Raw genomic sequence first — 22,109 nt, forward strand, 5'->3', positions numbered from 1 at the left:
GCGTTTGTTTGCATGTTGCCGCGCAAGCTTCCTGCGGGTTGCTTTCGGTTGTCTTATGTGTCGCTGAGCCTGTATTCGTATCGGTCTATTTGCTGGCCCCTCCCCGGAGCGGGGCAGCCTAATAGACCGAGGCGAATAGAATTCACCACAGCGCAAACGTGCCGAACTCAATACCAGTTCGAATGGAGAACGTCGGCCCCTCCCTCCAGCGCGCCAGCAAAGAGAAAACAGGCGATACGCAAGCAGCACCGTGAACCCTGAGTCATTCCGCCGCATTCCCCTAAACTTTGTAGGGAAATCTGCCGTTATGTCCATGAAATGCGAAAGCGCGTCACCGCGCGATATCAAAAAAGCAAAAGGACATCATGCGCAACAACCAGCCCGTCACCCAGCACGAATTCGACTACCCCGCCTCGGAGATGCTCGTCTCCGCGACCGATCTCTCCGGCAACATCCAGTACTGCAACCCGGCCTTCGTATCGGTCTCGGGCTATTCGCGCGATGAACTCATCGGCCAGCCGCACAACACCATCCGCCATCCGGACATGCCGCGCGAAGCGTTCGCCGATCTCTGGTCGACCATCCGCGCCGGCCGCTCCTGGACCGCGCTCGTCAAGAATCGCCGCCAGAACGGCGATCACTACTGGGTCCGCGCCAACGTCACGCCTGTGATGGAGCACGGCAAGGCCGTCGGCTACCTCAGCGTGCGCGTCAAGCCGAGCCGCGCTGAAATCAACGAAGCCGAAGCCCTCTACGCGACCATGCGCAACGGCAATTCGCAGCATCGGCTCGTGGCCGGCGCGCTCGTGCGACGCGGCATCGCGGGCAAGCTCGCCGCCATCGCCCGCATGCCGGTCAGCGCGCGCGTCGCGATGGGCTTCGCCGCCATGCCGGCCGTCACGCTGATCGCGGCGCTGGCCGCCTGGCGCGGCGCTCCGCCGATGCCGTTCTGGATCGCGTTCGGCGCGGGCGCGGCGGTCAGCATCGCGGGATGGCTCGCACTCTCGCGTCAACTCGATACCCCCGTCCGCACGATGTCCGGCTTTGCCGCACGCATGGCCGCCGGCGACCTCACCGCCGACATCCCCGACGCGCGCCACGACGATCTCGGCGAAGTGCAGCGCGCGCTCGGCCAGCTCAAGGCGAATCTCGCCGCCATCGTGTTCGACGTGCGCGGCCAGATCGGCGGCGTGCTCGACGCCGCGCGCGAAATCTCCAGCGGCAACACGGATCTCTCTCGTCGCACCGAGTTGCAGGCGGCTTCGCTCGAACAGACAGCCGCGACGATGGACCAGCTCACCACGACCGTTCAGGGCAACGCGGACGCCACCGTGCGCGCCCTCGAAGTCGTCAAGGAAGCGCAAGCCGCGGCGGACGACGGCGGGCGCATCGCGAGCCAGGTCGAGCAGACGATGGAGCGGATCACCGCGGCCTCGCGTCGTATCGCGGACATCACCGATGTGATCGACGGCATCGCGTTCCAGACCAACATCCTCGCGCTCAACGCGGCCGTCGAAGCGGCGCGCGCAGGCGAGGCGGGCCGCTCGTTCGCGGTCGTCGCGACCGAAGTGCGTGGGCTCGCCCAGCGATGCGCGGCATCGGCGAAGGAAATCGAGAACGTGGTGGCGACGAGCGTCGCGCAGATCGCGGAAGGCACGAACCTCGTGTCGCGCACGACGAGCCAGATGCGCGCAATCGACGAAGCGGTCAACCGCGTATCGGCGATCATCATGGAAGTCGCGAAGGCGAGCGGCGAACAGGCCGACGGCATCGCGCAGGTGAATCAGGCAGTCGCCCATCTGGACGATTCGACGCAGCAGAACGCCGCGCTCGTCGAGCAGGCTGCGGCCACGGCGAAGCGTCTCGCTGAACGCGCCGTCGTGCTCGACGAAGCGGTGCGTCTCTTCACCGTCGAGCCGGCGCGCGAGCGGACCACGGCGTAGCCACGCGGGCGCGGCAACGGGCACTCTTGGTACTATCAGGACATTGCCAACGAGGAGTGCCCGATGACCGCTGAGAACAATCGCGTGGAAGAAGCGCGAGCGATGGAACGTATCGTCAATGCGACGAAGCAGGTGCAGACCGCGTTCCTCGGATTGCAGAAGCAGTTTCCGCCCGAAGGCGACGGCCGGCCATCGCAGATGGCGCTGCAAACATTCGACGCCGCGCTGCAGGAACTCGAAGACGCGCAAGCGGCGTTCGACACCATGCTCAACGATCTGTTCGACGGGAATCGCTGAGCGGGTCACCGCCCGCTTTCCCGCGCAAATGCGGCGCGTCGCCAGCTACGGCCGTCACGGCGGTTACGGGCGTCAGCGTTCCCGCTCACGCATTGGGCAACGCCGCGACATCCGCCCGCACGTTACTCTGCGCGGGCTCGGCGGGCTCGGCGGGCAACGCGCCCGGCGCCGTCCACGACACCGCGTCCGTGGATTGCCGACGCGCGGCGGCCACGCACGCATCGACCAGTTCCTTGAACGACACCGCCGCCGAACTGGTTCGCACGAGCACTTCGCCTTGCAGCGGACTCTCCGGAAACACTAGCCCGACGATCAGTTCCGCCGACGGCGCGCGCTGATGCAGCCGGCGCAAAAGATTGCGCAGATACGGCGGCGATTCGGCGGCATCGAAAGATACGACGCAGATGATCGTCACGCCGGACAAGTCCACTTCGCCGAAGCGGCCACGCGAGAATCCCTCGTAGCCCGCCAGATCCGCGCCCAGCCCATGCTTGCGAAACAGCTGCACGGCGATGGTCGCGGCGAGATCGTCCAGTTCGCTTCTACCCGCGATGCACAGCACCGACGCGGTGTGTCCTTCCGCAGCCGCATCGAAGCGCTCGGGCGGTGTTTCGGAGGTGATCTTCACGGCCTCGTCCGACGACATCGGGCTCGCGGGCGGCTCCTCCTTGCGCAGCCCGGACGGCACGGTATCCTCCGTGTCCTCCAGCCCCTCGATGATGTCGAGCGCCGATTCGTTGATGCGCTTCAACTGGTCCGCCGTCACCACGCCGCGCTGCACGTCGTTGTGGGCGAGGCGCAGCCCTTCGAGCGCGACTTCGTCGTAATAGGCGATCAGCGAACGCTCCTTCAGCAGCGATTCGGCCTGCACGAGCGCCTCGTCGGGATCGTTTGCCAATAGCCGCTGATAGAAGTTCTCAGCGGGCGTGAGCGCGGGTCGATCGCCGAACAGAACGTCGAGAAATTCGAGCCGATCGACGTGACGCCCGAGAATCACGAGACAGAGCGTGAGCGGCGTCGACAGCACGAGGCCGATCGGCCCCCAGATCCAGCTCCAGAAAATCGCCGCGACGATCACCGCGAACGGCGAAAGCCCCGTGCTATGCCCGTACAACAGCGGCTCGACGATTTGCCCCGCCGTGATGTCGGTGATGGCGAACAGCACGACGGTCCAGATCAGCATCGTCCAGCCGGGGCCGACGGCCGCCGCGAACACCACCGCGACGATCGCGGCGATCCACGTGCCGACGTAAGGCACGAAGCGCAGCAGCGTCGTCATTACGCCGAACAGCAGCGCGCCCGGCACGCCGATGATCGCGAGCCCGATCGAAATGACGATCCCGACGCCCACGTTGATGCCCAGTTGCGCGAGGAAATAACGCGAGAGGCGGCGCGCGGCTTCGTCCATCGCGGTGGTCGCGCGGTGCAGGTCGCGCGAGCCGAAAAGACGAATCAGGCGGTCGCGCAAATCCTCTCGCTGCAACAGGATGAACACCGCGACCACGAGCACGATGCCGGTCGTCTCCAGCGGGCTGATCACCGGCGACAGAAAACGCTGTGCGAGTTCGAGCGGCGTCGGCGTCGGCTCGTGAACTTCGACCGGCATCGGCTGGTCGATCGGGGACGCGGCCGGATTGTTCTCGTCGGTGCGCGGCTCCTGCTCGCGTGCGGGCGACACGCGCTTCAGCGCACGCGACGCGCGCCCGAGAAACTCGTCGGCGCGGCCCACGGTCAGGCGCTGGATGTTGTCGACCTTGCGTTCGACGGCCACCTGATACTTCGGCAGATCACCCGCGAGTTGCGCAACCTGCGCACCGATCAGCGCCCCCACCGCCGTCAGCACCGACAACGCGACGACGACCGCGACGATCACCGACGGCACCTGCCCGAAGCGCAGCCGGCGCAGAAAATCGACGAACGGCGCAAGCAGAAAGCTCAACAGGATGGCGAGGATGATCGGGATCATCACCGCGCGCCCGAAGTAAAGCGCGCATATGACGACGACGCCCGTCAGCAGCGACGCCAGAGCGCGCAGGCCCGGCGCGTCGGGCGGCAGGACTTTGGCGGGATGCCGGCGCGGACCGGGAAGCTGGGGCATGGCGATTGCGCTCTTCGAAGTAGTCAAGCGTGGAAGCAAGGCTCGTGCCGATGAGTTTATCCGGGAGCGTGCCGCATCTATCGCGGTCATCGACACAATCAGTTGGATGCGCTTGCATCCGCATGGGAAAGTGGTTGTCCTTCGTTAAAGCCGAGGCAAGACAAGTATGGGCGTCGATTCACCGTGCATCAGCATCTGCAAGTTCGATGAGAAGACCGGCTTCTGCATCGGCTGCCTGCGCACGAAGGAAGAGTGCAGGAAATGGAAGAAAATGAAGGACAAGCATCGCGTGCGGATCATCGACGATCGTGCCGCGCGCAAGGCAAAGCTGAAGAAGCACAAGAAATAGGCATCGGGGAAAGACTTCGAAGGAGTCGATGATGCGAGCAATGGCTTTTCTATGCGGCGTGTCGATCATGGCCGCCTCTCCCGCTCATGCGCAGTTGCATCCGAGCCCCGAAACGGACATGAACGCGCCGCACAACAGCACGCGTCTCATGCCCGGCGCTCCGCTTGGCAGCGAGTATCCGACGCACGGCAACGCGCAAGCCGGCGAGCTCAATCTGAATCCGGCCGATCCGCGCGCCCAGTTGTCCAACGGCTTGCCGAACAACGCGAACAGCGGCGGATATGGTTCGCCGCTCGCGGGCGACAAGTCGAACGTGCCGCCGCGCGGCGACTGAACGCGACGCCACTGTTCTCGCAACGAGAACAGTCATTTGAATTTCGCTGGTATTCACCTCGAAACGGCAAGAACCGATACTGCTTCCCAGAGGCCGGGACGTCTCCCGGCCGTATCCGGGGTATTGCCATGAAGCTCTATCACCATCCGCTGTCGGGGCATTCGCATCGCGCGCGCCTCTTTCTGCATCTGTTGAACATCGAGCATGACGAGGAGCAGGTCGACCTCGCGGCGGGCGCGCACAAGTCGCCCGAGTTTTTGCTCATTAATCGCTTTGGTCAGGTGCCGGTGCTCGTCGACGGCGATCGCACCATCGCCGATTCGAACGCGATCCTCGTCTATCTCGCCAAGCGCGCCGGCGCAACGCAATGGCTCCCCGACACGCCCGAAGGCGCCGCCGCCGTGCAGCGCTGGCTGTCGGTCGCGGCAGGGCAAATTGCGTTCGGCCCCGCTGCGGCGCGGCTCATCACCGTGTTCGGCAGCAAATTCGACGCGAACGAAGTGATCGGCCGCGCGCATGCCGTGCTCAAGGTGATCGATGGCGAGTTGCAGGATCGCGAGTGGATCGCGGATATCGGCGCTGCGCATCCAACCATCGCGGATGTCGCGCTTTACAGCTATATCTCGAGCGCGCCGGAAGGCAATGTCGATCTGTCCGGCTATCGCAACGTGAATGCGTGGCTGCGGCGCATGGAAGCGTTGCCCGGCTTCGTGCCGTTTCAGAAGACGGCCGCCGGTCTCGCCGCCTGACACCCGCGCCCGGAGCTCAAGATCATGTCCACACCGTCTTCGATCCCGGCGACGCCCTGGCATCGCGGCGAGATCGCGCTGCAAAAGGCCGCGGGCGCCTACGACCGCATGCGCGCGCTCGGCCAGCGCGTCGTGCGCGACTACATGCCGGAGCAGCATCGGCAGTTTTTCGCGCAATTGCCGTTCGTCGTCGCCGGCACGGTCGATGACCACGGCGACGCCTGGGCGACCTTTCTGACCGGCCGCCCCGGCTTCATGCAAACGCCCGACGCCACGACGCTGTCCGTTGCGCACGCACCCGATCCGCTCGATCCCGCCGATGCCGGTCTGCGCGACGGCGCATCGGTCGGCATGCTCGGCATCGAACTGCACACGCGCCGCCGCAATCGCGTGAACGGCGTGGTTCATCGTAACGGCGATGCGTTCGACCTGAGCGTCGAGCAGAGCTTCGGCAATTGCCCGCAATACATTCAACTTCGCGACTTCACGTTCGTGCGCGACGAGCCGTCGACAGCGCAGCCCATCGCGCTCGATGCAAGCTCGCCTCGCATGCGGTCGATGATCGAGCGCGCCGATACGTTCTTCGTCGCGTCGTACTTCGATCGCGAGGACGGGCATCGTCAGGTGGATGTGTCACATCGCGGCGGCAAGGCGGGTTTCGTGCGCGTATCCCGTGACGGCGACGGCGCGCTCACCATTCCCGACTTCGCGGGCAATCTCTTCTTCAACACGCTCGGCAACATTTCGGTGAACGGCAAGGCCGGCCTGGTGTTCGCGGACTTCTCGACGGGCGACGTGCTGCAACTCACGGGCGACGCGCAAGTGCTGACGGATTCGCCGGAAATCGCCGCGTTCCAGGGCGCGGAACGCCTGTGGCGTTTCACGCCGCGCCGCGTCGTGCTGCGCGAAGATGCGCTGCCGCTGCGCTGGGCTTTTCGCGACGAAGGCTGGTCGCCGAATTCGCTGATGACCGGCGACTGGAACGAAGCGGCGCAACGCATCAAGGCGGCGGCGCTCGCGGATGCGTGGCGGCCGTATCGCGTGAGCAGGATCGTTGATGAAAGCGATGTGATCCGCTCGTTCTGGCTCGAACCCGCCGACGGCGCGGGCATCGTGCCGCACGCCGCCGGCCAGCACTTGCCGGTGCGCGTAACGCTGCCCGGCGCCGCGAAGCCAGTCGTTCGGACTTACACGCTGTCGGTCGCGCCGGGCGACGGCGTCGTGCGGATCAGCGTGAAGCGCGAAGGCCGCGTGTCGGCGCATCTGCACGATACGCTGAAAGTGGGCGACATCATCGAGGCGCGCGCGCCCGCAGGCAGCTTCACGATCGATCCGTTCGAAACACGCCCCGCCGTGTTGCTGGCCGCCGGCGTCGGCATCACGCCGATGCTCGCGATGCTGCGTCACATCGTCTATGAAGGACTGCGCACGCGGCGGGTTCGCCCGACGTGGCTGATCGCATCGGCGCGCACGCTCGCGAGCCGCGCGTTCGCCGCTGAAATCGACGCGCTCGCGCAAAGCGCGGGCGGCGCGGTGCACGTGATCCGCGTGCTGAGCGACAGCCAGGGCGCGGAACTGACGCGCGATTACGACGTGTCGGGGCGCATCGACATCGACATGTTGACGAGCCGCCTGCCGTTCAACGATTACGACTTCTATCTGTGCGGGCCGGGCGCGTTCATGCAGTCGCTTTACGACGGCCTGCGCGCGCTGAACGTCGCGGATGCGCGCATTCATGCCGAAGCGTTCGGACCGGCATCGTTGAATCGCGATGCCGAGCATCAGCCGATGCGTCCGCCCGCGCAGCAAGCGGTCGCGGTCCGTTTCGCGAAGTCGGATCGCGATGTGCAATGGAAGCCCGAAGGCGGCAGTCTGCTCGAACTCGCGGAAGCGTCGGGCGTCGATGCGGAATCGAATTGCCGTGGCGGCACGTGCGGCACATGCAGGACCCGCATCGTCAAGGGCGCGGTGACCTACGCAAAAGCGCCCGCGTACGAAGTCGAAGACAACGAAGCGCTGATTTGTTGCGCGATGCCCGCCGCCGACACCGAAGGCGCACTGGAACTCGATCTCTGAAGCGCCGCGCCGCGATTGCGACCGATGCCCGCATGCCCGAGAATGCACGGCAACTCATCCGCCCGCTTCCGCATCCGACATGGACCGCTTTCAGGCAATGTCGACCTTCGTCACGGTGGTCGAAACCGGCGGCTTTGCCTCCGCCGCGCGCAAGCTCGATGTATCGCCTTCGGTCGTGAGCCGCGTCGTCACCGAGCTGGAGGAACGGCTCGGCGTGCGACTGTTGACGCGCACGACGCGCGTCGTGCGTCTCACCGATGCCGGCAACGGCTTCTTCGAAGACTGCCGGCGCATTCTCGGCGAAGTCGACAGCGCCGAACTCGCCGCGCGAGGCACGCACGCGGCGCCGCGCGGCGTGCTTTCGCTGACCGCGCCCGTGCTGTTCGGCAGGCTGCACGTGACGCCGATCGTGCTCGACTATCTCTCGCGCTATCCCGAAGCCGATGCGAACTGCTGGTTCATCGACCGCGTGGTGAATCTCGTCGATGAGGGCATCGACGTGGCCGTGCGGATCGCGCAACTGCCGGACTCGTCGTTGCAGGCGATTCCCGTCGGGCGCGTGCGGCGCGTGCTGTGCGCCTCGCCCGGCTATCTCGCGAAGCATGGCGCGCCGGTGCATCCCGACGATCTCGAACGGCGTACGATCATCGCATCGACGGGATCGTCGACGCCGCCCGAATGGCGGCTCCACGACGGCGAGCGCCAGATTCTCGTACACACGCATCCGCGCTTCATGACGACGACGAACGATTCGGCCATCGACGCCGCGCTCGCGGACTTCGGCATCGCACGTCTGCTGTCGTATCAGGTGGCGCAGCCGTTAAGCGAAGGACGGCTCGTCATCGTGCTGCCCGAGTATCAGCCGCCGCCGCTGCCGATTCATCTCGTGCATCGCGAAGGCCGCCACGTCACGCAGAAGGTGCGCGCGTTTCTCGATCTCGCGGTCGCCACGCTGCGCGCGGATGAATCGTTGCGCTGATCGCGCTAAACAGACGCAGCGGCGCGTGGCTGCGGGAATCTTTGCGTGAATCGAACGTCCGTTAGCGCACGGGCCGTGCAAAATGGCGGCAAACCATGCAACATAGCTCTCTTCAGCGCGTTGCATCGGGCATCGTTTCCGCCCGGTGCAACCGGCTCTTCCGAACCTCAACGGCTCACGCACCATGACGAATTCGACTTCTCCCTCGAACGAACGCCCGCTCGACATGATCATCTTCGGCGGCGGCGGAGACCTGGCCGCGCGCAAGCTGCTGCCCGCGCTCTACATGGCGCACACGCACTGCAACCTGCCCGCCGATACGCGCATTCTCGCCATCGGCCGTAAGGACTGGACGCGCGAAGATTATCTGAAGAACTTCATGGAAAAGCAGTCGCGTCCGTTCATCGACGAGAACGCTTTCGATGCCCAGTCGTGGGACAAATTTCTCGCGCTGTTCGACTATGTCCGCGTCGATGTCGAGAACCCGGACGACTTTCGCAGGCTCGCGGAAGCATCGCGCGACGGCGCGCAGCGCGTGTTCTATCTGTCGACGTCGCCGGAACTGTTCACGACCATCTGCGACAACCTCGCGGCGGCGGGCATCGTCGACGATCATGCGCGCGTCGTGCTGGAAAAGCCGCTCGGTCACGATCTCGCCTCGGCGCGCGCCATCAACGATGCGGTCGGCAAGCGTTTCAAGGAAGAGCAGATCTATCGCATCGACCATTATCTCGGCAAGGAAACGGTGCAGAACCTGATGGTGCTGCGCTTCGGCAATGCGATCTTCGGGCCGCTGTGGCAGTCGCCGTATATCAAGAGCGTGCAGATCACGGTGTCGGAGACGGTGGGCGTCGGCAGCCGCGCGGGCTTCTACGATCACACCGGCGCGCTGCGCGACATGGTGCAGAACCACTTGCTGCAACTGCTGTGCATCGTTGCGATGGAACCGCCGGTCTCGCTCGATCCCGACGCCGTGCGCGACGAAAAGCTGAAGGTGCTGAAGTCGCTCCGCCCGATGACCGTGTCGGACATCGCCCGCGACACCGTGCGCGGCCAGTATGCGGCGGGCGCGGTCGGCGGCGAGCCGGTGAAGGGCTATCTGCAGGAAGAGAACGTGCCCGCCGACAGCCGCGCCGAGACCTTCGTCGCGTTGCGCGCGCATATCAACAACTGGCGCTGGGCCAACGTGCCGTTCTTTCTGCGCACCGGCAAGCGCATGCAGACACGCAAGTCGGAAATCGTGATCGATTTCGCGGACCTGCCGTTCTCGATCATCCCGAGCGGGCCGCGCAATTACGGCAACCGTCTCATCATCACGCTGCAGCCGGAAGAGTCCATCCAGTTGCAGATGCTCGCGAAGGAACCCGGCAGCGGCATGCAGATGCTGCCCGTGAACCTCAATCTCGACTTGCAGCAGGCGATGACCCAGCGCCGCGCCGAAGCGTATGAGCGCCTGTTGATCGATGTCATTCGCGGACGTCTCACGCATTTCATGCGCCGCGACGAACTGGAAGCGGCGTGGGCGTGGGTCGAACCGATTCTCAACGGCTGGAAGGAACTGGGCGACAAACCGCGTGGTTACACGGCGGGCACGTTCGGGCCGGCGGCTTCGTCGGCGCTGATGGCGCGGGAAAATCTGGCCTGGGCGGAAGAGGCCTGATTCACGCCGCGCGGCGGCGGGATATCGCGGTTCCGGCGGCCATCACGGCAGCCAGCACCGCGATGCCGCTCACGATGCCCGCGAGCCGCAAGAGCGCGGGCATCGGGTTGGACGACCATTCATGGTCCTGCACGAACACCATGATGAACGCGATGGTGAACTGCCGTCCCACATAGCTCGCGCCTTGCGAGCCTGTCTGCACGTGACAGCCGATCCACACGCCCGCGCATAGCGCGAGCAAGCACGCGAGGGCGTTGTCGCCGATCAGCGGCAACAGCGCGAGACTGAGCGCGCCCGCGAGCAGGCAGCCGGCGAAGCGCTGAACCATGCGCGCGGCGATCGGCTTGCGCGTCGGCTGACCGAGCGACGACGCGGGCAGGATCAACACGGCGATGGCCGTCACCATCGCCTGTGGGAAGCCCGGCAGGTTGTATGCATACGCCAGCGAAGCGAGAATCACGACAGACCACGCGGCGTGCCAGGCAATGCGCCTGTGCCGCGCCTCGGCCGATGCTTCGAGCCGCGCCGCGTCGGTGCGCACGAGCGCGGTCTTGTGGCTCGCGCCGTCCACGCGATCCGCCGTCGAAGCGGCCAGCGCGCCGGGCATCGGCGCAACGCCACGTGACTTCCGGTAGTGCTGCACGCCCGCATGAAAGAGCGCGGACACGGCTACGCACGCCAGCGTCCCGACAACGACTTCGGCCACGCGCAGCAGCGCGAACGATGCCGTCGCCGATGCCGACGCCAGCCGGTGCGCCTCGAACGTCACCATCAGCGATGTGACTGCGCCGAGCACCCACGCATAGCCGGCATCGGAGACGAGCGCCCGATACACCGACACGCCCGCGATCACGCCGAGCAAGGGCACGAAGAGCCACGGCGTGTCGCCGATGAGCGGTCCTGCCGTCGCGCCGAGCAGCGCGCCCGCAATCGTGCCGAGCACGCGATGCACGCCGCGTTGCGCGCACGCCGAGAATTTCGAGTGCATCACCGCGAATCCGCTGATCGCGGCCCACCAGACATGCGTGAGATCGAAGACGTGCGCCAGCGCGACCGCAAGCGCAACGGACAGCATCGCCTGCGTGCCGAAACGCGCGCGTGACGACGACGGCCGAATCGCGACGAGTTCGCGCCCGAGCGCGCCGAACGCGTCGCGCAGAATGCCGCCGAGCGCGCCGAGGCTGGCTGCGGCGCGACGGTTGATGCGGCGCGCGCTGCTGTTCGCCCTGCTGTCGGCGCTGTGGGTGGCCCTGCTGTCGGCGGGCTGATCGTTGGGCATCGTTCGTGCGGTTGTCGTGCGTCACATTCGAGCGTAGCCGGGTAATCGCGATGACGCAAAGAAACGCATCGGAACAGTTGCTAAAGCGCGAAAGGCGTTTTCTGCAGCACTCCGAAGCCGATGCTATTGTGTGCGATCGCGCTCGACCTCGACCCATCCCGACACAAGGACATCTCATGGCGAAAGTGCTGGTTCTCTACTACTCGATGTATGGCCACGTCGAAACGATGGCGCAGGCCGTCGCCGAAGGAGCGGGCGGCGTGGCGGGCGTCGAGGTGACGGTCAAGCGTGTGCCGGAAACGATTCCCGCCGATCAGGCCTCGGTCATCGGCGTGAAGCTGGATCAGCAAGCGCCGGTCGCCAGCATCGACGAACTCGGGAACTACGACGCCATCGTCTTCGGCACGCCGACGCGCTTCGGCAACATGGCCGGCCAGATGCGAACGTTCCTCGACCAGACCGGCGGGCTGTGGGTGAAAGGCGCGCTGATCGGCAAGATCGGCAGCGTGTTCACCTCGACGGCATCGCAACATGGCGGACAGGAAACCACGATCACATCGTTCCACACGACACTGCTGCATCACGGCATGGTGATCGTCGGCGTGCCGTATGCGTGCCCCGCGCTGACCAACATGCAGGAAATCACCGGCGGCACGCCCTATGGCGCGACGACGATCGTCGGCCCCGACGGCAAGCGTCAGCCGACGGACAACGAACTCGAAATCGCGCGATATCAGGGCAAGCATGTGGCCGAGCTTGCGGTAAAGATCTCTGGTTGATCGCGGCTGTAGGCTCATGGCAAACAGGTCGGGCGATGTCTGTTGGCGTTGCGCCCACTATCGCTCGCGCGGACGCCCATGCAACCGTGCGTGTGCCGCTGGCATGGTCGCTGCATGATTCAGGGCGTCACGTCTCGTCAGCCTGCCACTGCAAGACGTGACCGGACCGGCTGCCTCGTGCGCCGGTCCGTTTTTATCGACCTGGCCGACACTCGGTCGAACTGTTCGGGAAACTAACGAGTTGTTCAATGAAGCTTTGCCGCTGAACGAACGGCTTGTCGCGTCCCTGAAAACCCTCACCTTTGTCCGGCTCCCGTAAGTCCTCACCATTCGTCGAGCCGCCATCAAATAACGTTCAACATCGCGAGCGCGGTCTCCTGCAACGGCTGCAGCACGCGGGCGAGCGCCGCCTCGTGCGTCTCCTTCCCGATCGGCATGTTCACCGACAACGCCGCCACCACCTGACCATGACGATTCTTGATCGGCACCGCAACGCCGCGCACGCCGACCTGCAACTGCTGTTCGATCGCGACGAAGCCATCCACGCGCGCCTGGCGGATCTTCTCGTGGAGCTTCTCCTTGTTGGTCAGCGTGAGCGGCGTGAACGGCTTGAACTCGGTCGCGTCGAGCCAATGGCGGACGGCATCCTCGTCCGGCTTGTAGGCGAGCATCACGAGCCCGCCCGACATCAGCGCAGCCGGCACCCGCGCGCCCAGCACGAAGCCGGTGGTCATCACGCGCGTGGAGCCGTTACGCGCGATGATGACGAGATCCCATTCATCCAGCACGCTCACATAGACGGATTCGTGGATCGTCGCGCTCAATTGCTGAAGATACGGCTGCACGATGCGCGGCAGCCGCGCCGAATCGAAATACGACCAGCCGACGCGCAACACGCGCGGCGTCAGGTTGAAGAGCTTGCCGTCGGTCTGTACGTAACCGAGATGCGCGAGCGTCAGCAGATAGCGGCGCGCCGCCGTGCGCGTCATGCCGGTGCGCGCCGCCGCTTGCGTCGGCGTCATGCGGGCGTGCTGGTCGTCGAACGCTTCGAGAATCGCCAGACCCTTCTCCAGCCCGGCGATCCAGTCGCGCTTGTCGAGTGCGGGCTTGTTCATTGTCAAACCTTGCATTTAGCTAGTGCTAACCCCCAAAGCGGTCGATTATCGGACACGCGCGTACGATAATCGCGCATAATCTATCACAAATCGTTGCCGGAGAAGGGCCGCGCCCCTATTCTCCAATCACCCGGAGCGACGCGCTCGCCACCGCTCTTTGCCTCGTGCATCGGCGGGATGACGAATCAGAAGAACGAGACAGGCGGCACGCGAGTTCAATCGATCAACCCATTGTTCGGAGACACATATGGCTAGCCTTAAGGAAGAAGCGCACGGCGGCCGCCAGGCGAAGAAGGCAACGGCGAGCGGCTGGATCGGCTCGGCGCTGGAGTACTACGACTTCTTCATTTACGCGCAGGCGGCGGCGCTGATCTTTCCACAGTTGTTCTTCCCGTCGGGCAATCCGAAGGTGGCGATCGTCGCATCGCTCGCGACCTATGGCGTCGGTTATGTGGCGCGTCCTATCGGCGCGTTCGTGCTCGGGCATCTTGGCGACACCCACGGCCGCAAGAACGTGCTGCTGATCTGCATGTTCCTGATGGGCTTCTCGACGATGGCGGTCGGTCTTCTGCCGACGTACCACCAGATTGGCATGGCCGCACCGGCGATGCTCGTCCTGCTGCGTCTGATTCAGGGCTTCGCGGTGGCTGGCGAAATTTCCGGCGCGAGTTCGATGATTCTCGAGCACGCACCGTCCGGACGGCGCGGCTACTATGCGAGCTTCACGCTGCAGGGCGTGCAGGCCGGCCAGATTCTCGCGGCCGCCGTGTTCCTGCCGCTCGCGGCGTTCATGCCCGAGGACATGTTCAACTCATGGGGCTGGCGCGTGCCGTTCCTGCTGTCGGCGTTCGTGCTGGTCGCGGGTTACATCATCCGTCGCGAAGTGCATGAAACGCCGGCGTTCACTGCGGAAGGCGCGCAGGGCGAACTGCCGAAGTCGCCGATCAAGGAAGCGTTCGCCAACAGCACGCCCGACATGGTCCGCGTGGTCTGCATGGCGCTGATGAACGTCATTCCCGTGGTCACGACGATTTTCGGGGCGGCGTATGCGGTGCAGGCTTCGTATGGCATCGGCTTCCACAAGAGCGTGTATCTGTGGATTCCGGTTGCCGGCAACATCCTGGCGGTGCTGGTGATTCCGTTTATCGGCAATCTGTCGGATCGCGTCGGACGCCGCATTCCGATGATCACCGGTTCGCTGCTCGCGGGTCTGCTCTCGTTTGCGTATCTCTACGCGATCAGCATCCACAACGTGCCGCTGGCGATCGTGATGTCGCTCCTGATGTGGGGCGTCGTCTATCAGGGATACAACGCGATTTTTCCGAGCTTCTTCCCCGAACTGTTCCCGACGCGCTCGCGTGTTTCGGCGATGGCGATTGCGCAGAACATCGGCACGACGATCACCGCGCTGCTGCCCGCGCTGTTCGCCACTGTCGCGCCGCCGGGATCGACGAATATTCCGCTGACGATCGGGGCGCTGGCTTTCAGCGTGACGATCATCGCGTCGATCGCGGCGTGGTCCGCGCGGGAAACGTATCGCGTGCGTCTGGAAGATCTCGGCAAGAAGGATGCGGTGCCGATGAGCGAGCAGGAGTATGAGCGCATCCGCGCAAATTCGATGGCGGAGCGCCGCGAGGCGAAGGCTCATGCCTGACGCGCGCTGATAACTTAGTGTTGGAAAGCACGGGCCCTTCGGGGCCCGCTTCTTTTGTGGTGCGGCGCTCGCTTCGAAGCGACGCCCAAAGCGAGGGAACAGAAGTTCCATTTCCGGTGGCGGCCGTCGTTCCCGAATCCGAGTTGCATCTGGCGTAACGCGACACCGCGCTGGCCGACCGCAGCGGCTATTCCGCGCATCGCTGCGTTCCGCGCGCTACCATCACCGTCATTCATCGATGACGATCAAGCGCGCATGCCCGCCCCCACCACGCATCTTCTCCCCGCCCTCAATATCTTCACCGCGATCGTCGATACCGGCACGTTCGCCGCCGCCGCAGAAAAGCTCGGCATGTCCCCGCCCGGCGTGAGCCGCGCGATCACGCGTCTTGAAGCGAAACTCAAGATCCGGCTCTTCGACCGCACCACGCGCACCGTCTCCCTGACTGACGATGGCCGACGATTCTACGGCCAGGTCATGCCGCATCTCCTCGGCATCGAAGAAGCCGCAGCGACTGCATCGAGCAGCACGACCGCCGTGCGGGGACGCTTGCGCGTCAATGTCGATCCGATCTTCTCGCGGCTCGTGCTCGGCCCGCAACTCGAAGCGTTCATGCAGGCGCATCCCGAACTCGATCTCGAACTCATCACGCGCGACCGGCTCGGCGACATGATCGCCGATGGCTTCGATCTCGCCGTGCGCTTCGGCGAGCCGCGCAACTCCAGCCTCGTCGCGCGCAAGCTGCTGGACACGCCGGTGCATACCGTCGCCGCGCCGTCCTATATCGCGCGATGCGGCCGGCCCGCGACGCCGCAATCGCTCTCCACCGACGCGCACACCTGCATCGAATTCCGCGATCCCGAGACGGGGCGGCCGTTCGCGTGGGAGTTCCATCGCAAGAAGAAGCGGCTGACCGTCGAAACGCGCGGGCACCTGACGCTCAACGATCCCGGCACGCTGCTGAGCGCGTGTCTGTCCGGCTATGGCGTTGCGCAGATACTGGAGCTGGGGCACGAGCACCTGCTGGCCGAAGGAAAGCTCGTCGATCTCTTTCCCGACTGGCCCGACGAACGTTTTCCGCTCTATGCGTTTCATCCGTCGCGGCATCATCCGCCCGCTAAAACAAGGGCTTTTCTCGATTTCGCGATCGCGCTGACGAACAAGCGCTGAAGGCCACGCTACCGCGCGCACGCATCGGGCCGCGCCTTCGCGCCACGGCGCTCCGGCGGCACCTTGCAATTGTCGACGCGCTGCTCGTCGCTGGCCTTGTCGCCGAGGCGCTCCTTCAGCGTCTTCGCTTCCGACGCCGCGGGCACGCTGGCGGCATGGTCGGCGCGTGCGACGTTGGCCGATAACATAAGGACGGCGAAGTAATAAGCGAGGTGCTTCATGGCACGATCATCACCGCATTGCGAGGGCCGCGCTTCCCGCTTCTTGCGCTTTCATTTCCACTGCGCGCAATCCACGCAACGATACCGCGAGTCCGCCTCCATCGCGATTCGTTACCGCGAACGCCGCATGGTGCCGTTGCGCGACCCGCAGCGCGATGGCGAGTCCCAGCCCGCTGCCCTGCCCTTGCGTGCCGACGCATCGATAGAAGCGGTCGCACGCGCGGTCGATCTCTTCGGCCGGAATGCCGGGGCCGGTGTCGAGCACGGTAAGCGCGATGCCGTCGCTCTCGCGCCGCAGCGTCACATCGACACGTCCGCCGTGCGGCGTATGACGAATCGCGTTGTCGAGCAAATTGTTGACGAGCACCGCGAGCGCGTGCATGTCGCCGCATATCGTGTAGGTGTCGTACTCATCGTGCGCTTCTTCGAGCACGAGGCCGAGGTCGATCGACTTCGCCTCCGCGATCAGCGAAAAATCCGCGACGCGCGTTTCGCAAAGCGTGCGTAGGCTCATCGGCGCGATGGCCGCCTCGCGCGCCGCATCCTCCCGCGCCATGCTGAGCAATTGCTGCGCGAGATGGATCAACCGGTTCAGCCGCCCGTCGATTTTGGCGAGCGTGGCGCTATCGACCTTCAGCGATCCATCGCCGATGGCGCCCTGGATCTGCAGCTTCAGCGCGGTCAGCGGCGTGCGCAGTTCGTGCGCCGCATCGGCGACGAAGATACGCTGCGCCTCGGATGCATCGTTCAGCCGCGCGAGCAGGCCGTTCAGTTCGTCGACGAGCGGACGAAGTTCATCGGGGATCGGCGTGGCGACCGCTACCGGTTCGCGCGATTCCGGCGAGCGCGCGGCGATCGACGAAGACAGCCATCGGACCGGCGCCAGCCCGCGCGCCACCACCACGAGCACGATCACGACGATCGCCGGTATCAGCAAGGCGAGCGGCCAGATGATGCGCAACGCGAGCTCGATCGCCATGTCGTCGCGCACGAAATACGGCTGCGCTACCTGCACGAAGCGATCCGGCAGCGCGACGCCGAATGCGCGCCAGCGATACCCCTCGCGCTCCGCCGACTGAAAGCCGTCGCCGAAGCGCGGCAACGCCGGCTCGTGCGGCGAGTGATAGACGAGACGCCCGGACGTGTCCCAGATGTCGATGACCAACTGATCATCCGCGATGCCATGCAGTTCGTGCGTACGCCCTTCGGCGGCACCGGCGGCGGTGATGTTGTCGGGCAGCGAGAGCGCGACTGTGCGCAATTCGTAATCGAAGAGTTCGCCCGCTTCGAGCCGCGCCGCGCGGAAAATGCCGTAGCCCGCGATCAGGCAAGCGAGCGCCAGCCCGCAGATGAGCCAGCCGAGCAGCCAGCGGCGAATCGAGTTCATCCGATCCTCTTCAGCCGGTAACCGACGCCGCGCACCGTCACGATCTCATCCGGCCCGATCTTGCGCCGCAAGCTGTGCACATGGACTTCGATCGCGTTGCTGCCCACTTCCTCGCCCCAGCCATACAGTTTTTCTTCGAGTTCGCGGCGGCGGAATACGCGCGACGGCTCTTCGATCAACGCCTGCAACAACGCGAATTCGCGCGGCACGAGGTTGAGCGGCGCGCCGCTCTTGGCGGCTTCGTGGGCGGCGGGATCGAGCGTGAGTTCGCCATGCGCATAGACGAGTTGCTTGTGCCCCGTGCGACGTCTGAGCAGGGCGCGCACGCGGGCGGCCAGCTCGTCGAGATCGAAGGGCTTCATCAGGTAATCGTCAGCGCCGGCGTCCAGGCCGCGAATGCGATCGTCGATGGCGTCGCGCGCGGTGAGGATCATCACCGGCGCATCGCCGCCGTTCTTGCGGTAGACGCCGAGCACGTCGAGGCCGTGGCGCTTCGGCAAGGTCAGATCGAGCAGCACGAGATCGTACACGCCGTTCGCAAGCGAGAGCTCGGCGGCCCGGCCATCCTGCGCCCAGTCGACCGTATAGCTCGCACGACGCAGCGCGGCCAGCACCGTCTCCGCGATCATCTCGTCGTCCTCCACCAATAGCAGACGCATGCGGGTCTCCAGGGCTTGCGTGTCGCCGCCGATTGTCCTCGACGCTTGCTTAAGCGCGGCTTAACGCGAGCGTGCGGCTTTGGAGCCGCAGCCTTGATTTGGCGCCCCGCAGCACGCGCTTAAGCGTCGCATAAGTTTTCAGGCCGCACTATACCGCCACGGACACTGCTCTGCTTCGAAGCCAGCGCGTCGCGACACACGCGGCCTTTTCGATGCATCCACGCGGTCGGGCGTGACTCGGAACGCGCCCGGTCCGACTTGTACCCGGCTTCGGCCGGGTTTTTTTTCGTCGATAAAGGCGTGACCGGCAGTTCGCGTCGAACGTTCAGCTCTTCAGCCAGAACCACGCCGCGAACGCAATCGCCAGCCACACGGCCACGATCACGGCCGCTCCCGCATAACTCTTTGGCTTGGTGCGCTTCGCGGCCATCCACGCGTCGGCCCGCCTTCGACTCTCATCGACGACTCCCGCAGGCAGAAGCCGGATTGCAAGCCAGATCAGGCCCGGAAGCAGCAGCGCATCGTCGAGATAGCCCAGCACGGGGATGAAGTCCGGTATGAGGTCGACGGGACTCAGCGCGTAGCCGACCACGAAAACGCAAAGCAGCCTGACGACGAGAGGCGTGTCCGGATGGCGATACGCAAACCAAAGGGTCATCGCATCGCGCTTGATGCGTCTTGCCCACGTTCGAATCGTTTGAAAGAGGTTCATCGGGGGCAACATCGGCCGGTCCGCGATGCATGCATGTTACCCCTTGAGGTGAGACTTTTCGGGACCGGCACGAAGGACCCGCCCCGCCAAAGGCTTCGCACCGTGCCAAAGGTGAGCATTTTCGGGACTTTGCTTTACGCGGCACGACGGTTGCATCTCACGGGCGCACAACCAATACAAGGTGATCGTACGCAATGAGGAAACCTCGCATCGTGGTCATCACCGGCGCGACGGCGGGCGTCGGACGCGCGACGGCGCTCGAATTCGCGCGACGGGGTGCGGACGTCGCACTCATCGCCCGGGACGAAGCCGCCCTCGCCGATACCGCCGCCGAGGTGCGCGCATACGGCGTGCGCGCATTGCCGATTCCGCTCGATGTGAGTCACGCCGATGCCGTCGATGAAGCCGCGTCGCACATCGAAGCCACGCTCGGCCCGATCGACGTCTGGGTCAACAACGCGATGCTCACCTCGCTCGCCGCCGTCGCGGACATGCCCGAACGCGACTTCGCGCGCATCACCGAAGTGACTTACCTCGGCTATGTGTGGGGCTCGATGGCCGCGTTGCGACGCATGAGGCCGCGCAATCGCGGCGTGATCGTGCAAGTGGGATCGGCGCTTGCGTACCGGTCGATTCCGCTGCAGGCCGCCTATTGCGGCGCGAAGCACGCGATACGCGGCTTCACCGATTCATTGCGCTGCGAGCTGCGTCACGACAAGCGCCGCATCCACGTGACGATGGTGCAGATGCCCGCGATCAACACGCCGCAATTCGACTGGGCCAAGGCCGCGACGCCGCACGCGCCGCGTCCGGTCGCGCCGGTCTTCCAGCCCGAAGTCGCGGCGCGGGCGATCTACTGGGCGGCGACGCATCGGCGGCGGGAACTGTGGGTCGGTTCGTCGTCGGTCAAGGCGATCGTGGCGAACCATTTCTTCCCCGGCCTGCTCGATGCGTACCTCGCCCGCACCGGTTACGACGCGCAACAGGACGAGCGGCTGCCCGGTGCGGGCCGGCCCGACAACTTGTGGGAACCGGTGACGCCGCTGCATCGCACGCGCGGACGGTTCGATGACGAAGCATCGGATGCGTGCCCGTCGCTATGGCTCGGGACGCATCGCGGCCTCATCGTGAGCGCAGGCGCGTTGCTCGGTGCGATGTGGCTTGCGCGCGGGCGCCGGCGCAAAGCGTGATCACATGAAGCGCGGAGCGAGAAAAATCGCGAGCGCCGCGATCAGCCATGCACCGAACCCGCCGAGGATCGCGAGGCGGTAATCGACATAGTGAATCAGCACATAGCACGTGCCGAGAAAGACGAGATACGCGGGAATCGTCCGCGCACCGGAGAGACACGCGGTCCGGAAGCCGCCGGGCTGCCCCTTCGCGCCGACGGCCAGGAGCGCGATGATCGCGAACGTCGGCGCGAGCGGCAGGATGCCCGGCAGCACGTTGCCACGCTTCGAAGCCGTGACGATCAAAGCGGTGACCAATCCACCGACGATGCCCTTCCACAATACGTCCATCGCAATTCCATCGAGTGCAAAGCCCAAGTCGAGCGATGGATTATAGGAAAGCATCGCTTGACGCGCTTGCACGCTCAGGCTCGCCGGAGCACGCCCTTGAACGACCAGCCGTTGAGCGTCAGGAAGACCAGCAGCGCCGCGCCGGAAACTGCACTGACGCCTCGCTGGCGGGCGATCAGCGCCCTTCTTCGTTACCGGCACGCGACGGCGCCATGCCATTAAGTTGCGCGACCGCATCGAAAATATGCGGCACATACTCGTCGCCGTGCCCGAGATTCGTCGCCAGCACGTAGATCTGCCGCACGGCTTCCGCGATGATCGCCGTCGACGACTGCGCCGACGCCAGTTGCGCATATGAACGCATATCCTTCGCGGCGTTGCGGATCGCGAACTGCTGGCCGCTGTCGTCGCCTTCGAGCAGATACGGAATGATGCGGTCGAAGGTCTTGCTGTGCGCGCCGCTCAAGCGGCAAACGGCCGCGAACTCGTGCAGATCGAGCTTCGCCTTCGCCGCCGTGCCGAACGCTTCGGCGAGGATCGCGCCGTTGGCCTGAGCGATGAAGTTGTGAATGAGTTTCGCGCGATACCCCGCACCGTGCGCGCCCAAATGATGCACCGTCTCCGCATAAGCCGCCATCACGGGCCGCAGCAATTCGAGCACGTCGGCGTCGCCGCCAACGAGTACGTTGAGCCGCCCTTCCCGCGCTTCCTTCGGGGTCCGATTGACCGGCGCATCGATGAACGCCGCGCCTTTTGCGGCGAAGGCGCGGGCGGCTTCGTCGGCGAATTCGGGATCGGCGGTCGTGCTGTCGACGACGATCAATCCTTCATGCGCGCCCGCAAGCAAGCCGTTTTCCCTGAACACCACATCGCGCACTTGCGGCGTTCCCGTCACGCAAATGATGACGGCATCGACGTTGCGCGCGAGTTCGGCCGCGCTGCTCACTTCCTTCGCGCCCTGCGACACGAGGGCTTCGAGCGCCTCGCGGCTGCGATGGCCGAGCACGAAAAGCTCGAAGCCCTTCTTCAGCATTTGCCCGGCGATCGCGCTGCCCATCAAGCCGAGTCCGATCATGCCGACGCGCTCGACACGTTGCGGAAGGCGGATTGCGTTATTGGTTTCCATGA

The 22,109-nt window shown here is 65.1% G+C and carries 21 protein-coding genes; 12 read left to right on the forward strand and 9 right to left on the reverse strand.

Annotated elements, in window-relative coordinates; all coding sequences use genetic code 11:
- Positions 1-365: 365 nt before the first annotated feature.
- Positions 366-1,943: a methyl-accepting chemotaxis protein gene (locus LDZ21_RS19205; RefSeq protein ID WP_244795353.1), complete on the forward strand. Its 1,578-nt coding sequence runs from the start codon at positions 366-368 to the stop codon at positions 1,941-1,943.
- Between the two features lie 63 nt (positions 1,944-2,006).
- Positions 2,007-2,240 carry a hypothetical protein gene (locus tag LDZ21_RS19210; protein ID WP_040050611.1) on the forward strand — a complete coding sequence of 78 codons (234 nt, stop codon included), beginning with the start codon at positions 2,007-2,009 and terminating at the stop codon, positions 2,238-2,240.
- A gap of 85 nt (positions 2,241-2,325) precedes the next feature.
- On the opposite strand, the gene LDZ21_RS19215 is transcribed toward LDZ21_RS19210, so the two are convergent.
- Positions 2,326-4,338 (reverse strand): AI-2E family transporter, encoded by a 2,013-nt coding sequence (locus LDZ21_RS19215; protein WP_244795355.1) that lies wholly within the window; start codon positions 4,336-4,338, stop codon positions 2,326-2,328.
- Between the two features lie 166 nt (positions 4,339-4,504).
- Between LDZ21_RS19215 and LDZ21_RS19220 the strand changes: the two genes are divergently transcribed.
- The 6 genes from LDZ21_RS19220 (at position 4,505) to zwf (ending at position 10,485) form a co-directional block, all read left to right on the forward strand.
- Positions 4,505-4,687 carry a DUF1289 domain-containing protein gene (locus tag LDZ21_RS19220; RefSeq protein WP_035962875.1) on the forward strand — a complete coding sequence of 61 codons (183 nt, stop codon included), beginning with the start codon at positions 4,505-4,507 and terminating at the stop codon, positions 4,685-4,687.
- A gap of 67 nt (positions 4,688-4,754) precedes the next feature.
- Positions 4,755-5,021, forward strand: coding sequence for a hypothetical protein (locus LDZ21_RS19225; RefSeq protein WP_244795907.1), 267 nt, complete (start codon positions 4,755-4,757; stop codon positions 5,019-5,021).
- Between the two features lie 128 nt (positions 5,022-5,149).
- Entirely contained in the window at positions 5,150-5,770 is a 621-nt protein-coding gene (locus tag LDZ21_RS19230; protein ID WP_244795357.1) for a glutathione S-transferase family protein, read from the forward strand.
- Positions 5,771-5,794: 24 nt separating this feature from the next.
- Positions 5,795-7,846: a 2Fe-2S iron-sulfur cluster-binding protein gene (locus LDZ21_RS19235; protein WP_244795358.1), complete on the forward strand. Its 2,052-nt coding sequence runs from the start codon at positions 5,795-5,797 to the stop codon at positions 7,844-7,846.
- A gap of 79 nt (positions 7,847-7,925) precedes the next feature.
- Positions 7,926-8,825: a LysR family transcriptional regulator gene (locus LDZ21_RS19240; RefSeq protein ID WP_244795360.1), complete on the forward strand. Its 900-nt coding sequence runs from the start codon at positions 7,926-7,928 to the stop codon at positions 8,823-8,825.
- Positions 8,826-9,009: 184 nt separating this feature from the next.
- Positions 9,010-10,485, forward strand: a complete 1,476-nt coding sequence (gene zwf, locus LDZ21_RS19245; RefSeq protein ID WP_035963042.1) for a glucose-6-phosphate dehydrogenase — start codon at positions 9,010-9,012, stop codon at positions 10,483-10,485.
- A 1-nt stretch (position 10,486) separates the two neighbouring features.
- On the opposite strand, the gene LDZ21_RS19250 is transcribed toward zwf, so the two are convergent.
- Complete coding sequence (locus LDZ21_RS19250) at positions 10,487-11,764, reverse strand: FUSC family protein (RefSeq protein WP_244795362.1); 1,278 nt, start codon at positions 11,762-11,764, stop codon at positions 10,487-10,489.
- Positions 11,765-11,940: 176 nt separating this feature from the next.
- Here LDZ21_RS19250 and wrbA point away from each other — a divergent pair, with 176 nt between their 5' ends.
- The gene (gene wrbA / locus LDZ21_RS19255) at positions 11,941-12,543 is read left to right on the forward strand and encodes an NAD(P)H:quinone oxidoreductase (protein ID WP_244795364.1); all 603 of its coding nucleotides are present in this window, start codon (positions 11,941-11,943) and stop codon (positions 12,541-12,543) included.
- A gap of 344 nt (positions 12,544-12,887) precedes the next feature.
- Here wrbA and LDZ21_RS19260 read toward each other — a convergent pair whose 3' ends face one another.
- Positions 12,888-13,658 (reverse strand): IclR family transcriptional regulator domain-containing protein, encoded by a 771-nt coding sequence (locus LDZ21_RS19260; protein WP_035963040.1) that lies wholly within the window; start codon positions 13,656-13,658, stop codon positions 12,888-12,890.
- A gap of 247 nt (positions 13,659-13,905) precedes the next feature.
- Between LDZ21_RS19260 and LDZ21_RS19265 the strand changes: the two genes are divergently transcribed.
- Together LDZ21_RS19265 and LDZ21_RS19270 are read left to right on the forward strand one after the other, a co-directional pair.
- Positions 13,906-15,312 carry an MFS transporter gene (locus LDZ21_RS19265; protein ID WP_244795366.1) on the forward strand — a complete coding sequence of 469 codons (1,407 nt, stop codon included), beginning with the start codon at positions 13,906-13,908 and terminating at the stop codon, positions 15,310-15,312.
- Positions 15,313-15,567: 255 nt separating this feature from the next.
- Entirely contained in the window at positions 15,568-16,482 is a 915-nt protein-coding gene (locus tag LDZ21_RS19270; RefSeq protein ID WP_244795368.1) for a LysR family transcriptional regulator, read from the forward strand.
- Positions 16,483-16,490: 8 nt separating this feature from the next.
- Here the strand turns inward: LDZ21_RS19270 and LDZ21_RS19275 are convergent, their stop codons facing one another.
- The 4 genes from LDZ21_RS19275 to LDZ21_RS19290 form a co-directional block, all read right to left on the reverse strand.
- On the reverse strand, positions 16,491-16,703 hold the full coding sequence (locus LDZ21_RS19275) for a hypothetical protein (RefSeq protein WP_244795370.1): 213 nt from the start codon (positions 16,701-16,703) through the stop codon (positions 16,491-16,493).
- Positions 16,704-16,713: 10 nt separating this feature from the next.
- On the reverse strand, positions 16,714-18,090 hold the full coding sequence (locus tag LDZ21_RS19280; RefSeq protein WP_244795372.1) for an ATP-binding protein: 1,377 nt from the start codon (positions 18,088-18,090) through the stop codon (positions 16,714-16,716).
- The gene (locus tag LDZ21_RS19285) at positions 18,087-18,749 is read right to left on the reverse strand and encodes a response regulator (protein ID WP_244795374.1); all 663 of its coding nucleotides are present in this window, start codon (positions 18,747-18,749) and stop codon (positions 18,087-18,089) included. The genes LDZ21_RS19280 and LDZ21_RS19285 overlap by 4 nt, the downstream gene beginning before the upstream one ends.
- A 325-nt stretch (positions 18,750-19,074) precedes the next feature.
- Positions 19,075-19,461, reverse strand: a complete 387-nt coding sequence (locus LDZ21_RS19290; protein ID WP_244795376.1) for a YkvA family protein — start codon at positions 19,459-19,461, stop codon at positions 19,075-19,077.
- 194 nt (positions 19,462-19,655) lie between these two features.
- Here LDZ21_RS19290 and LDZ21_RS19295 point away from each other — a divergent pair, with 194 nt between their 5' ends.
- The gene (locus LDZ21_RS19295) at positions 19,656-20,651 is read left to right on the forward strand and encodes an SDR family oxidoreductase (protein WP_244795378.1); all 996 of its coding nucleotides are present in this window, start codon (positions 19,656-19,658) and stop codon (positions 20,649-20,651) included.
- Here LDZ21_RS19295 and LDZ21_RS19300 read toward each other — a convergent pair whose 3' ends face one another.
- Together LDZ21_RS19300 and LDZ21_RS19305 are read right to left on the reverse strand one after the other, a co-directional pair.
- Entirely contained in the window at positions 20,652-21,035 is a 384-nt protein-coding gene (locus LDZ21_RS19300; protein WP_244795380.1) for a GlpM family protein, read from the reverse strand. It abuts the gene before it with no gap.
- A 121-nt stretch (positions 21,036-21,156) separates the two neighbouring features.
- Positions 21,157-22,107, reverse strand: a complete 951-nt coding sequence (locus LDZ21_RS19305; RefSeq protein ID WP_244795382.1) for an NAD(P)-dependent oxidoreductase — start codon at positions 22,105-22,107, stop codon at positions 21,157-21,159.
- Positions 22,108-22,109: the final 2 nt, after the last annotated feature.

It is taken from the genome of Caballeronia grimmiae, assembly GCF_022879615.1.
Classification (GTDB): domain Bacteria; phylum Pseudomonadota; class Gammaproteobacteria; order Burkholderiales; family Burkholderiaceae; genus Caballeronia; species Caballeronia grimmiae.